Origin of the sequence: Candidatus Poriferisodalis sp., assembly GCF_965262965.1 — a bacterium.
In the GTDB taxonomy this organism is placed as follows: domain Bacteria; phylum Actinomycetota; class Acidimicrobiia; order Acidimicrobiales; family Poriferisodalaceae; genus Poriferisodalis.
This window is the reverse complement of record NZ_OZ253573.1, coordinates 3,518,475-3,531,793: the sequence shown is the minus strand read 5'-3', so window position 1 is coordinate 3,531,793 and position 13,319 is coordinate 3,518,475. Positions and strand designations below refer to the sequence as shown.

Sequence of the window (13,319 nt, the reverse complement as noted above, 5' to 3'; positions counted from 1 at the left end):
CATACCGACGACCCGATGAGCGTCGCCCCGAGCTGGCCGCCCTAGCTGGCGTCGACGGGCGGCCAGATCTCAGTGTCGGGATGCAGGCCATACCAGGCAAACCAGAACGACTGCGATGACACGATGCGCGGCAGCGCAATGTCCAAACCGGAGTGTCTGTCGAGACCCGTGACGAGCAGTTGGTCATGCAGGACGCCGTCGGGAGCGAGCTCGACGGGAGCCTCGTGACGCCATGCGTCTGCCTGCACGCCCTCGGTCCCCGCAGCGCTGTAGACCCGAGCGCCGCCCTGGTTCGGCACGATCACCAGCGGCTCGCCGCCCAGCACGTACACGAACGGTCCGGCTTGGCCCAGCTCGGGAAGGCTCAGCGCCAGCGAGTTGCCGTTGCGGTCGATGGTCACCACCTCTTCTTTTAGGTCGAACCAGTCGGGAGTCTCGAACGTCGGGAACCACAGCTCGGAGACCGAGTAATACGTCCTGTAGGCGGCACCCGGCGTGTAGTCGTACGCGATCGGCGGACGCTCGGGCATCTCGGGGAAGTACGTCGGCGGGGGTGTGTCGAGCGTCGCGGTGTCGGGGTGGTCGCCAATCCAGTCCTCCCAGCGCGCGGTGGCGACGGGGAACTGTTCGAGCCGGGTGCCCGCCAGCGGCCCGGCGAACGCGGTGCCTGACAGGTGGTTCCACAAGCTCTCGGTCTCGTTGTCGATCATGATCTTGTTGGAGTCCATCAGCAGGCCAGATGTCTGGAACGTCAGCACTCGGCCATCGGGCAGGCGCCGGTCGAACATCAGCGCGGTGAGGCACAGCGTGCAGTAGCCGAGCGCCACTGGCACCTCGCCGACGACGTCGTTCGCCAGCTCGTGGCGGGCCAGGAAACGCACCGGGTACGCGACCGCTTCGGTATCGATCACGACGCCAAGGACCAACTCTTCGGGCGTCATGAAGTCGGCCTGTGCCGGTGTGAGCCGGTCCGGGTTGTTCAGCTCGGGAATCCCGCCGCGCCGGACACCGCCCCACTGGATCGCAGCAAGCGTGACGCGGTCAGTGACCTGTGCCAGCAGGTCCTCGTACCGAAAATCCACATACGCGTAAAGAACCCCCTTCCAGTCCTCGTAGTCGTCTCCGGGGTCAATCGCCTGGCTGCGCGACCATGAGCCGTAACGGACGTAGTCGGTAGTGAAGTCCTCGGAACTCTCCACCCCGGTCAGCGTCTCGAGCGCTCCCATCGCCTGCAGCGTGACGTCCCGGGTGCCGCCGAAGCGCATCACGTCCAGAATCCACGGAACCCACCGCTCGTCCCCCGTCCCGCCCATCTCGGCTGCGATGTTTGCGGCGAATGTCGTGTTGGGCAGGTTGAGGAACTCGTCGATCTTCTCCTCCAGAGACAGCTCGAGAAATGGTCGGCCGTCGTCGGTACGGGGAAAGAACGGCTCTGTCGTCGGTGTGGGCTCCGCGGTGCCCGGAGCCGCGTCGTCCTCGACGTCGACCTCGGTTTCGACCTCGACCGCAGCGTCGGTGCCGGCCGCCGATCCGGTCGTCGTTGTCGCCGGAGCCTCAGGAGTGGTGTCGTCGACGTCAGACTGCGTCTCGCCGGAACCGGTTGAACATGCCGCCGCCAGCACACTCGTGGCGACCAACGCGCAGATCAGCGTTCGCATAGTCCGCCGATACTACGGTTGGTGCCCCGCAGCGCAGGGTCGGGCCTGGTGGACTAAAACGGCACCGGGGCACCGGTCGGAGACACTGCGACCCGCCCGCACTGCGCACCGAAGGGGGCAGACAAGATGACCACCCAACCAGGCTCCGAGATGATTCCGGACAACCCGAAGGGCTACGTCTGCCTGACCTTCGACTTCGACGGACCGTCACTGTGGATCGCCCGCCGCCAAACGACACCCACGCCGATCTCCCGTGGCGAATTCGGCGCCGTCGCCGTGCCGCGCATCCTGAAACTGCTGGCGAAGCACGAGATCCCCAGCACCTTCTTCATCCCGGGCCATTCCATCGACACGTATCCGGATGCCGCCCGGATGGTCGTCGACGCCGGTTGCGAGATCGGGCTGCACGGCTACGCCCACGAATACAACCCGCGCCTGAGCGAAGATGAGGAGCGGGCAATTCTCGAGCGCACCTTCGCCCAGATCGAGTCGCTCACCGGCTCGCCCCCGAAGGGATACCGCGCGCCGTCGGGCGACATCAACCCGTGGACGCTGGACCTCCTGGGTGAATACGGCCTCAGCTACGACTCGTCGCTGATGGGGCACGACTACGCGCCGTACTGGCTGCGCACCGGTGACCAATTCCCCACCGACGGACCGATGGAATTCGGGGACCAGATCGATCTCGTCGAGCTCCCATTCAGCTGGCACCTCGACGACTACGTCCATCTGGAGTTCGTCACGTTCAAGAACACGATCCTGACCGGGCTCGAGAACCCCGGCACGATGTTCGACACGTTCCTCTCGGATGTGAAGTGGATGGTGAACGAAGTCCAACACGGTGTGTGCACGGTCACGTTCCATCCCCAGGCCATCGGCCGAGGCGGACGTCTGTACGAGATGGAGCGCTGGATCGAACAGATGACCGATCTCGGCGTCGCCTACGCCCGCATGGGCGATGTAGCCGACGCCTGGCGAGGCGGCCGCCAACTCGGCATCGAGTAGCACACGCTCATCGTCGAGGTTGGAGTTGCGGCGCGGGTGCGATTGTGTTGCGCTGTCTTGTGGCCATACCACAATCCGTATATTGGATTGTTCACAAACTGTATATTCAGCAACTATCAAAGTGAACAACACGAGTGCTTCCGATGACGTCCACTGCTGAGACAGCACTCACGCCAGATGGCTATACGCCGCGGATCGTGGACGCCGAAGTCACTCGGGCCCTGAGTTCATCCGGATTTGTCGTGCTCGAGGGCCCTCGTGCCTGCGGCAAGACCTGGACCGGTCTGCGATTCGCCCGCAGCGCCCTGCGTCTCGACACCGATCTCGACGCGCGGACCATCGGCGCAGTGGACCCATCCATACTCCTACGAGGTGACTCGCCACGCCTGCTCGACGAATGGCAGTTCATGCCGACGCTGTGGAATCACGTCCGCCACGCCTGCGATGCCGCCGCAGAGCGGGGACTGTTCATACTTGCCGGCTCCGCCCAGCCAGCCGACGACATCACCCGCCATACCGGTGCAGGGAGAGTGCGGAGGATCCGGATGCGTCCGATGTCGCTCTACGAGTCGTCGGATTCGACCGGCGAGGTGTCCCTGGCCGGACTCCTGCATGGCGAGCCGGCAAATGGCGGCCCGCCAAATGTGAGTCTGTCCGACATCGCCGGCTTGACGTGCCGGGGCGGATGGCCCGGTCAGCTTGACCTGCCGCTCGATGAGATCCAGCAGAATCTGCGCAACTACCTGTCGGAAGTCGCACGCACCGACATCAGAAGGCTTGACGGCGCTGCGGCGCATGATCCGCATCGCGTCGAGCTACTTGTGCTCTCACTGGCGCGAAACATCGGGACAGAAGCCCGCGCTGGGACACTCGCCGCCGACGTCGAACCGGACGCTCTGCATCGCCACACCGTTCGTGCCTACCTCGATGCGCTGCGGCGGCTCTTCGTCGTCGAGGAACAACCGGCATGGTCGGTCAGGATGCGATCTCGGGCACCGCTTCGGAAATCCCCAAAGTGGCACCTCGCTGACCCATCGCTGGCAGCAGCAGCCCTCGGCGCGAACCCCGAGCGGCTGCTCAGCGACCCGGCCACACTGGGCCTTCTGTTCGAATCGCTCGTCGTCAGAGATCTTCGCGTGCTCGCTCAGCGCCACGACGGACGCGTCTTGCACATGCGCGACGCTGCCGGTCTCGAAGCCGATGCGATTGTCGAAATGCCCGATGGCACTTGGCTGGCCGTCGAAGTCAAGCTGGGCGGCAGCGAGGCGATCGACACCGCTGCCCGATCACTCAATCAGCTGCGAGACAAGGTCGCAGTCGAGCGCGCCAACCAGCTCGCTGGACTCGTCGTCATCACTGCCGTCGGCTACGCCTACACCCGCGCCGACGGTGTCCGGGTAGCACCCCTCACCACACTCGGCCCCTGACGACGCGCAGCCGCCCATTGCACAACATCAAGCAACGGAAACCAGTTCGGCCGGCTACAAGTCCATCCCGTCGAGCATGCGGCTGATCAGCATCTTCTGGACTTCGGAGGTGCCTTCGTAGATCTGGTACACCCGCACGTCGCGGTAGATCTTCTCAACGGGATAGTCGTTGAGGAAGCCGTATCCGCCGTGAATCTGGATGGCCTTCGACGCAACCCGCTCGGCCATCTCCGAGGCGAAGAGCTTGGCCATCGACGCCTCCCGAGCACATTCGAGGCCTTGGTCGCGCATCTGGGCTGCGTGCAGGTAGAGCTGCCGAGCAGCCTCGATCTGGGTGGCCATCTCGGCGAGCGTGAACGAGATCGCCTGGTGCTCGAAGATGGGCTTGCCGAACGCCTCGCGCTCGCGCGCGTAACTATGGGCCGCCGCCATTGCCGCGCGCGCTCCACCGGTGGCCTGCGCCGCCACGCCGATGCGGCCGAGCGACAGGTTCGCCAGTGCGATGCCGAGTCCCCGGCCGGTCTCGCCGAGCACATCGGAAGCCGGCACCCGCATGTCCTCGAAGACAACCTGGCAGGTGTCGTTGGTGCGGTGGCCGAGCTTGGATTCGGTGCCGATCACCCGGTAGCCGGGGTTGTCGGTCGGTGTGATGAACGTCGTGATGCCCCGCTTGCCCGCGTCGGGATCGGTCACGGCCACGATCATCGCCACGTCCGCCGTCGAGCCACCGGTGATGAAGGCCTTGTGGCCGTTGAGCACGTACTCGTCACCATCGCGCACGGCTCGCGTCCGGATCGCCGCCGCATTCGAGCCTGTGTGCGGCTCAGTCAGATGAAAACAGCCCAGCCACTCCCCGCTCGTCAGCTTGGTGAGGTACTCGCGTTTGTGCTGCTCCGAGCCTGAGTTCTGGATGGCCATGGCAACCGGTGAGTTGTTCGCCGCCATCATGTTGCTGATCCCGCCGTCGGCGGCCGAAATTTCCTCCATGGCGAGTGCGTAGGACACGAAGTCCGCGCCCGAGCCACCCCAGCAGGGGTCGATCATCACACCCATCAAGCCGACGTCGGCCATCTGGCGGTACAGCTCCCGAGGTGCGCCGCCGGCCCGATCCCAGTCGGCAGCGTGCGGCGCGATCTCCCGCTGAGCAAAGGCGCGGGCGACATCGCGAATCTGGCTCTGCTCGTCGGTCAACTGCACTGAATTCTCCTCGTAACAGACGCCCCGATACGCGTGCATCAGCCGACGTAGGGCTGGGCACCGATGGGCCGCAGCGACCTAACGTACCGCCATGGGTGAACGCATCTCAGAAGCTGGATTCGATCTCGATCAGGTGGACCGCCTGCTCACGACGACGCGAGCGGTGCGCAAACGACTCGACCTCGATCGCTGGGTCAGCGACGAACTCATCTTCGAATGCATCGATCTCGCCGAACAAGCACCCACGGGCGGCAACGACGCAAGCCGTCGCTGGATCGTGATCCGCGACCAAGAGCTCAAGAACCAGCTCGGGGAGCTCTACGCAGAAGTCGGAACCATCTTCATCAACGCCCGCGGGCGTCTCGACGGCACCGGTCACCCCAAAGAACACATCGTCAGCTCCAGCGCCTACCTCGTCGAGAACTATGCGAAGGCCCCCGCGCTCGTGATGCTGGCCATCTGGGGCATTCACGACGACAGCGGCCGGCCCGGACTGTTCGACAGCGCCATCCCCTCCGCGTGGAGCTTCAACTTGGCGCTGCGCTCCCGCGGTCTTGGCACCGCCTACGCGACCATGCTCAACAACAAGTCCGAAGAGGTGGCCGAGCTGCTCGGGATGCCGCCAGGCCTCACGACGCTGGTGTGCTTCCCGGTGGCCTACACCAAGGGCACCGACTTCTCGCCCGCGCCCCGCAGGCCGGCAAGCGAGGTCACCTACTTCGACCAGTGGGGCTTCACACGTCAGCGGCCGAGTGACGACGGCACCGCCCGCGTTGCCGACGGGCAGGGTGTCGTGGCTGAGATCGATACCGACGCCCGGCCCCGGGCCGTCTGGAACGTCATCTCCGACATCGACATGCCCGCCCAGTTCTCCGAGGAGTTCCTCGGCGCCGAATGGACCTCCGACGGCCCGCCAAGCGTTGGTTCGACCTTCAAGGGCCGCAACTCCATCCCCGACGTATTCGACTGGGAGACCGACTGCATCGTCACCGCATGGGAAGAACGCACGGCATTCGAGTGGAGGGTCACCGACACCGAGAACCCCGGTGCGGTCTGGCGCTTCGACCTCGCCGAGCAAGGCGGCGGCAGCCGACTGCGCTTCTCGATGCTGATCGGTCAGGAGAACAACGGCACCGTGCCGATGGCGCTGCGCGATCCTGCCAAGGAGCAGCGCGTGCTGAACCGGCGCCGGGAAACCCTGCGAGCCAACATGCAGCGCGTCGTAGAAGGCGTCAAGGCCATCGTCGACAGCGACTAATCCGTACCCCTATTGCCGACCAACTTCGCCACAATGACAATTCCCGCGAGTGTTGCGGAAACGACGATGCACAGCAAGATGAACCGCGAGTTCGTCAGCCCGAGTGCGTCCTGCACCCGTGGATACAACCGTCGCCAGAATGAGGCCATAGCAATGAAGCCGATGAGCGACAGTCCCGTGCCGGATTTGCGAAGCCGAGATGCCGTTGATACCGGCCTCTCTTGAGAACGGGATGTGCGTCGTCTTCGCTCACGACCTGAAGCTGGCGAACTGTTAGACAAGGAAAGACCAACTTTGCTTAAGCACAGCCGAGAGATCTGGGCGTTGCAGCAACCCGCCTCCGCGGTGAAGACCAGGCCCATTCGCTTCCTCACCGACTGACGAGCGTGAATTGCCGAAAGCATACATCAATTGGTCGATGTCGAGCGGCATCCCGGAACGCCGATACAACTAGTGGGGCGCGACTCCTAACGCTATCCTTGGGGTCCCTCGATCGTGACTTCCAGTTCAAAGAACGCCGTTCTTCCGTCCTCGGTACAAATGGCAGCTTCATCAGCACAATCTGTCGCAGCTGGCAACGCGATAGTTACCGCTCCATCTGAAGCTGGCCTGACCGTAATCTCCCAATTGGTGTTAATACCATCCCCCACGCGTCGCGCACCTGTGACGGTACCACCGGCCACGACGAATGCATGATCGCGCAATGTGACGTAGCTAAGGGGAAACTCCTCGCTGAAATGCAACCTAAATGTCAGCAAGGATGAGGAGCCATTGTGTGTCGAAGGAACGTCGGAGAAGCTGGCAAACAATGCAGGAGGCGTATTGGGATTGCCGGAGCAGTCGTAGTATGGCGCCGCCCCAATACCAGTCAACAGCAAAGGACTAGGTGGCGGATAAACCACAGTGCAGTCGCCTTCGGGCGACCACAATTCGTCGATTACATAGCTAACTGCCTCCTGTCCCGCAGGAAGGCAGGTTATAAGCACAACACCATTAATTGCTAATCCCGCCGGTGTCAAGGATGACCCTACTCTAGCAGCGCGTATGATTCCACGTGACGCCAAGCCACAAAGCGTGTCAACCACCACTTCACCAGTAGTCTCAACAACGGTCCTGAAGTCGATCTCACCTTCGAGGATGCGCGACCAGAATTCAGTCACACCGGGGACACAAGAGATTGCTATTGTCTCAAGTGCGGCATCAATGGTTACCGCATACCAGCCTCGCCCGACATCTTCCAGAGGAGTCGCCCCAACTCGAGATGACTCGACAAGTTCACACATCGTGGATACTAGGACGCTACCAATATGAGCTTGGTACTCGTCCGGTAGGTCATTACCGCTCCGTACAGTGCAGCCTCCGATGTACGTCATCGTTTGTGTGTCGTCGCACGGCGTGACGCAGTCGCCGTTGGGCGCGTGGGTTCGCGCATTGCCTCCGCTATCTGGGGTGCAAGGGATCTGATTACACCCACTACCGTCTGCATTCTCCACTTCGCCATCTCCACAGTCGGGGACGCATTCCATTGCGTCGCCTTCGTCTGCCTGCGAGCGCAGGGCTCTGACGAACCCGGCACCGCACGGCGTGCAGAGTTGCCCGGGAGTAATGGCCGTAATGATGCCAGATTCCGCATCCACACACCGTAACTCCGGTGGAACCGGGGGCACGCAGAGCGGAGGGCTCTCGGCAGTATCCAACTCATGTTGGGCGGGGCATGTGTACAGAAAACAACTGTGAGGTTGAGTAGCTGTGTCGAGGTCATAGCCTTCGGCGCAGCTCAACTGGAAACACGTTGGCGTTTGAAGCGCCGTGTCAAGCTCGTAGCCCACTGGACAAATATACGTTGAGCAGGTCACCGGAGTCGTCGCTGGCGTGACTTCGGTGTCTCCGTTGTTGCACGAGTAGCGCACAACGCCTGGCAGAATCCTGCTGCAGGTATTGTCGCTACTGTTTAGCGTCCATGTGATGCCGTCACATACCGGGGTGCCGGGGCCCAAGTCAGTACCTGCCGGCCGCTTGCAGTGGTTGGTGTTCGTGTCCAGTGCATATGTGGCCGGACAAGTGCGTATCGGATCCTGAGTTTCGACTTGGTCTACGAGCACCGTTTCTTCAATGATAACTGGCTCTTCTCATCGAAGCTGGGACTTGGGTGATGTGAGGGTCCACCGTTGAGGGAGGGGCCTCGCCGATTCTTGTGACTCGTTGAACAGTCCAAGACTCGGGAGGCCCCTGGTGGTTGAAGCTAGTTCTGTGGTGTTGCTGGGCGCGGATTGCGTGGAGATCACGCGGGTTCGTGTCGATGGCGGCGAGACCGTGCTGTGGGTGCAGACCCCCGACGCGCAGAGAGTTTTGTGTGGGGCGTGCGGTGTGCGGGCGCGTTCGAAGGGCCGTCGGGAGGTGCGGCTGCGCGACGCGCCGGGTCGCGATGGCGGGGTGTGCGAGGTGCGGTGGCGCAAGCGCATCTGGTGGTGCCCGAACGCGGGGTGCGAGACGCGCACGTGGACTGAGGAGTGCGAGCTGGCCGCGCCGCGGCGGGTCCTGACTTGCCGGGCTGAGCAGTGGGCCGCCGCTCGCCTGGAAGCGGTGGAAGGCAGTGTGGCGTCGACGGCTCGCCGGCTGGGGGTGGCGTGGGCCACGGTGTGGTCCGCGGTCGCTGCTTGGGCATGCCAGGTCGTCGGCGATCCCGGTCGGGTGGGGCCGGTGGCTCGGCTGGGGCTCGACGAGACCGTGATGCGCTCAGCGTCGCGGCTGGCGCGTCGCCGCTATGTGTCCGCCGCTGTCGATGCGGCCACCGGGCAGGTCATCGACATCTTCGACGGCCGCAACGCCGCTGACCTGCACAGATGGCTCGAACAGCAGCCCGCCGGGTGGCTAGCGGCCATCGAGGTCGTGTGCTGTGACCCCCACGAGGGCTACCGCAGCGGCATCACACGCGCACGCCGCGACACGCACCTGAGCGACAGCGTGAAGATCGCAGCCGACGCGTTCGGGATCGTGCGCCTCGCGAACCAGGCGCTCGACGGCGCCCGCCGACGCGTCCACAACGAGACCACCGGGCACCGAGGCCGCAAACGCGACCCGCTCTACCATGCTCGCAAGCTGCTGCTCACCGGCGCCGAACGGCTCGACGCCGCCGGGTGGGACAAGATGCTCGCCGCGCTCGACGCAGCCGACCCCACCGACGAGATCCGCGAGTGCTGGGTCGCCAAAGAACACGTCCGCGACATCTTCCGCGCCGACGATCCCCTCGACGCGCAACAGCATCTCAACGAAGCGATCGCCTGGTGCGAGCACCCCAGCGCCCCGCCCGAGCTCGCCACCCTGGCCCGCACGCTGCGCCGCTGGCACACCGAGATCGCAACCGCCGTGCGCACCCGCACCAGCAACGCACGAACCGAAGCAGCCAACGCCCGCATCAACCACGTCAAACGCTCAGCACGCGGCTTCCGCAACCTCCGCAACTACCGGCTCCGCATACTGCTCGCCGCCGGCCGCCAACCATGCCAAACTCAACCCGTCACTCCAATCCGAACCCGACGTCCCAGCTTGGTTGCGTAGAGCCTGATAACTGAACGACAACACTCCCATCGGGTTTGCGGTTCGTAGTTGTAGGCATCGACGGTTTCGTAGTTGAACACATCGCGAGTCTCGTAGTTGTAGGCATCGACGGTTTCGTAGTTGAACACATCGCGAGTCTCGTAATTGTAGGCATCGACGGTTTCGTAGTTGAACACATCGCGAGTCTCGTAATTGTAGACGTCATGCCATTCATAGTTGTAGACATCACGTGTCTCGTAGTTGTAGACAGCTTGAGTCTCGTAGTTGTAGACATCGCGCGTTTCGTAGTTGTAGGCATCGACAGTTTCCGTAACAGTTTCTGTTACATTTCGGTATGCCCATCGGATACATCCAGATCCAAATTCAACGTCATATTGGGCGCAATATCGTTCGCGTCTTGTGTACGTTTGGGTAACCGTTTCCGTGAACGGGGCGACACGAACCGACTCGGTAAATGGAGCCACCCTGACACGCTCTGTTAACGGTGCTACACGCACCTGTTCGGTGTATGGAGCAACCCGCACCCTCGTGTTGTATGGCGCTACCCGGACTCTTTCCGTATACGGCCGAATTCGGACTTGGCCGGTGAACGGAGCAACACGAACAGTCTCGGTGTAGGGCTCGATTCGGACTTGGCCGGTGAACGGAGCAACACGAACAGTCTCAGTGACTTCGTACTGCACCTCATCCACCGTTGTGCGCGTCTCCTCGACCTGAACCGTTCTTTGGCATTGGCCCGCCGTCAGCGTCCAATCCCCGCCTGTCGGGCAACTAACGGACGTCGGGTGCGCAGTGTGCTCCGCATTCGTTGTACAGCGCCGACCGCTGGCTGACACCATGACGGAAGTGCCATGAGCTGAGCAATCGGTATCAGCATCTACGACTTCACGCTTCTCGCATCGCGCTGGCAACGCAACGGGGTCACTTTGTTCGACGAGATCAAACCCTTCGATACAGAAAGGGCTCGCGACGTATGTAGATGTCGTCGGGGTAACTGTGTCGCGGGTCGCGGCAGCAGTGACGCGTGTCGCTTCAATGGGAGTACTTGTCGGCGCTTCGCTCTCCGTCGAGGATGTGGACTTAGTCGTTGAGGTCTCAGTCGAGAAGGCCGGGGTGGAAGGGTCGGCTACCCCCCCCCGTCTGACACAGCAGCCGCGGGAGTGAGCGGCAGGAAGAACAGGCAGGACAGGGTCACAACGACCGCGACAAGTACTTTGCGCATCAGACTCTTCCAAACCTCGGTGACCAGAGATGAACTCGGGGCATCGTAACAGTTCATCAATTCTGCATCAAGCGCGAGAGGGCCGGCGGGCTACAGCCCGCCGGCCCTGTTGTGCCGACCCGAAGGTCAGCTGGTATCCGTCAGATACGGCGTGTGCCTAGCGGCAGCCGCCGTCGTCCTTGTCCCAAGCGCAGTTCGTAGACTTGCCATTGACGTCCACGACGTCACCGACCTGGTTCCAAGTCTGCACGGTGGCGTCGAACTGGCTGAAGTCCGAACCCTCGACGAAGTACGCATCAGCGTTGCCGTTGAGCTGGGTGATGATGCCGTCGAGAAGCATCGGGTGGTAGACGTCGATCGAACGCACCGCCAGGATGAAGTTCGTTCGGTTCAGACCGCCCGGAAGATCAGCCGCAATGCGCAGCGCCTCGCCGTACGGATAGCCGTAGGTATAGCCGATGGCGTACAGCGACACCTTTGAGTCCAAGCCACCCGCTTCGAGGTTGGCGTTCACGAACGACATGAACGGCTCATCGACGAACTTCGGATCGGTGGAGTCCTTCGACCCGCCGCCGATGATCCACCAGTTATCGGCGAATTCACCAGCCGGCTTCATGTAGGCCTCGATGCCCTTGCACACCGACGGCGTGAACAGCGCGCCGCCCTTGGCGTTGATGTCGTCGTACAGGCCGCTCTGACCGGCTTCCTGGATGGCCAGCAAGCACGGGTTGCCCGCCGTCATCGAAATGAACACATCAGGCTCGAACGCCAAGATGGTCGTCACCTCGTTGGTCAGCGTCGGCGCAGCCGGGTCGTGACGCACCGGCAGGTACTCGCTCACCACGTCGGGGTTGGCACCTGCCCACTCCTCGAAGCCGAGCTCGTAGGCCAGACCGAAGTCGTTGTCCATCACGAGGCCGGCAACCTTCACCGGCAGCAGATCAGCCAGGTTCTCCTTGATCCAAGCACCCCACAGGATCGACTCGGTCGAGTACGACATCTGCATGATGGTGGTCCACGGGTGGTTGACGGGGTCGCCCCAAGCGGGGTGGCCGGTCATCACGAACGGGTGCGGGATGCACTCGGCATTGATCTTGTCGTACACCGCGAGGGTGTTGGGCGAGCCCAAGGTCAGGATCGAGAAGACATTCTCGGCCTCGATCAGCTCGTCCACGAACTCGATCGTCTGAGCGGCCACGTAGGCGTCGTCCTTGACGATCAGCGTCAGGTCACGCGCCGAGCCGTCGACCGTGATCGGGTCGTTCTCGTTGATCCAGTTGAAGTAGTTCTCCCAGCCGTAGGCGATGTTGCCGTACGCAGCGAGGTTGCCCGACTGAGCCGTGGTGTGGCCGATGCGAATCTGCGAGTCGGTGATGCCCGAGGTGTCCGACCAGTCGGCGGGACACGCGTTCATGTCGATCTCGAAGCCCTCAGGGCCGCGCAGGATGCCGTCGTCGCCGACGCCGTACTCACCGGCCTCGATCTTCTCGGTCAGCGTTGCAACAGCCTTGGCGCGGCGAGCAGCGGCCTCGTCGAAGATGCCTTCGAGGGTGGAGCGATCAATCATCATCTCCTCCTCGGCCATCTCGTCTTCGGCCATCTCGTCTTCGGTCATCTCCTCTTCTTCGGTCTCGCCGGCAACAGCCGCCTCGATGTCCTCCTCGGCAGCGGCACCGCCGAGAGCACCAGTGGCACCCTCGTCTTCGTCCTCTTCCATCGCCTCGTCTTCGCTTGCCGCGGCGGTGGTCTCAGTCTCGGTCTCGCCGGCACCGTCCGCGTCATCATCGCCCCCACCGCACGCAGCGGCGACGAGTGAAAATGCGAACAGCAACGCCAGCAAGCGCCACATTCGATGTTTAGCCATGGTGTTTTCCCCTCTAATGGCATGAAGCCGGCTGGTGGCTCCTCCAAGAGTCACTCGCGCCGGCAAGTACACAAGCTAGTTCACAGGTACGGGCCGCATACCAGAGTGCGGGATGTCAGTTTCGAAACGA

9 protein-coding genes are annotated in these 13,319 nt (G+C 62.9%); 4 read left to right on the top strand and 5 right to left on the bottom strand.

Annotated elements, in window-relative coordinates:
* Positions 1 to 41 precede the first annotated feature (41 nt).
* A complete protein-coding gene (locus ACQY5K_RS16825) occupies positions 42 to 1,658 on the bottom strand; it encodes a DUF3179 domain-containing (seleno)protein (protein WP_428117665.1) in 1,617 nt (538 codons plus the stop codon).
* A gap of 126 nt (positions 1,659 to 1,784) precedes the next feature.
* On the opposite strand from ACQY5K_RS16825, the gene ACQY5K_RS16820 reads away from it, so the two are divergent.
* Both ACQY5K_RS16820 and ACQY5K_RS16815 read left to right on the top strand, forming a co-directional pair.
* Complete coding sequence (locus ACQY5K_RS16820) at positions 1,785 to 2,663, top strand: polysaccharide deacetylase family protein (protein WP_428117663.1); 879 nt, start codon at positions 1,785 to 1,787, stop codon at positions 2,661 to 2,663.
* A gap of 143 nt (positions 2,664 to 2,806) precedes the next feature.
* A complete protein-coding gene (locus ACQY5K_RS16815; protein ID WP_428117660.1) occupies positions 2,807 to 4,090 on the top strand; it encodes an ATP-binding protein in 1,284 nt (427 codons plus the stop codon).
* A gap of 54 nt (positions 4,091 to 4,144) precedes the next feature.
* Here ACQY5K_RS16815 and ACQY5K_RS16810 read toward each other — a convergent pair whose 3' ends face one another.
* Positions 4,145 to 5,287, bottom strand: a complete 1,143-nt coding sequence (locus ACQY5K_RS16810) for an acyl-CoA dehydrogenase family protein (RefSeq protein ID WP_428117657.1) — start codon at positions 5,285 to 5,287, stop codon at positions 4,145 to 4,147.
* 91 nt (positions 5,288 to 5,378) lie between these two features.
* Here ACQY5K_RS16810 and ACQY5K_RS16805 point away from each other — a divergent pair, with 91 nt between their 5' ends.
* Positions 5,379 to 6,545, top strand: coding sequence for a nitroreductase family protein (locus ACQY5K_RS16805; protein ID WP_428117655.1), 1,167 nt, complete (start codon positions 5,379 to 5,381; stop codon positions 6,543 to 6,545).
* 473 nt (positions 6,546 to 7,018) lie between these two features.
* Here ACQY5K_RS16805 and ACQY5K_RS16800 read toward each other — a convergent pair whose 3' ends face one another.
* Entirely contained in the window at positions 7,019 to 7,705 is a 687-nt protein-coding gene (locus ACQY5K_RS16800) for a hypothetical protein (RefSeq protein WP_428117653.1), read from the bottom strand.
* Between the two features lie 1,090 nt (positions 7,706 to 8,795).
* On the opposite strand from ACQY5K_RS16800, the gene ACQY5K_RS16795 reads away from it, so the two are divergent.
* Positions 8,796 to 10,103: an ISL3 family transposase gene (locus tag ACQY5K_RS16795; RefSeq protein WP_428117650.1), complete on the top strand. Its 1,308-nt coding sequence runs from the start codon at positions 8,796 to 8,798 to the stop codon at positions 10,101 to 10,103.
* Here the strand turns inward: ACQY5K_RS16795 and ACQY5K_RS16790 are convergent.
* The gene (locus ACQY5K_RS16790) at positions 10,055 to 10,279 is read right to left on the bottom strand and encodes a hypothetical protein (RefSeq protein WP_428117648.1); all 225 of its coding nucleotides are present in this window, start codon (positions 10,277 to 10,279) and stop codon (positions 10,055 to 10,057) included. The genes ACQY5K_RS16795 and ACQY5K_RS16790 overlap by 49 nt on opposite strands.
* Before the next feature lie 1,203 nt (positions 10,280 to 11,482).
* A complete protein-coding gene (locus ACQY5K_RS16785; protein WP_428117645.1) occupies positions 11,483 to 13,189 on the bottom strand; it encodes an ABC transporter substrate-binding protein in 1,707 nt (568 codons plus the stop codon).
* Between the last annotated feature and the right edge of the window lie 130 nt (positions 13,190 to 13,319).

Excerpts from the sequence above, each read along its gene's own strand:
- ACQY5K_RS16825 (WP_428117665.1), bottom strand. The coding sequence starts at position 1,658 with ATGCGAACGCTGATCTGCGCGTTGGTCGCCACGAGTGTGCTGGCGGCG.
- ACQY5K_RS16820 (WP_428117663.1), top strand. The coding sequence starts at position 1,785 with ATGACCACCCAACCAGGCTCCGAGATGATTCCGGACAACCCGAAGGGC.
- ACQY5K_RS16815 (WP_428117660.1), top strand. The coding sequence starts at position 2,807 with ATGACGTCCACTGCTGAGACAGCACTCACGCCAGATGGCTATACGCCG.
- ACQY5K_RS16805 (WP_428117655.1), top strand. The coding sequence starts at position 5,379 with ATGGGTGAACGCATCTCAGAAGCTGGATTCGATCTCGATCAGGTGGAC.
- ACQY5K_RS16785 (WP_428117645.1), bottom strand. The coding sequence starts at position 13,189 with ATGGCTAAACATCGAATGTGGCGCTTGCTGGCGTTGCTGTTCGCATTT.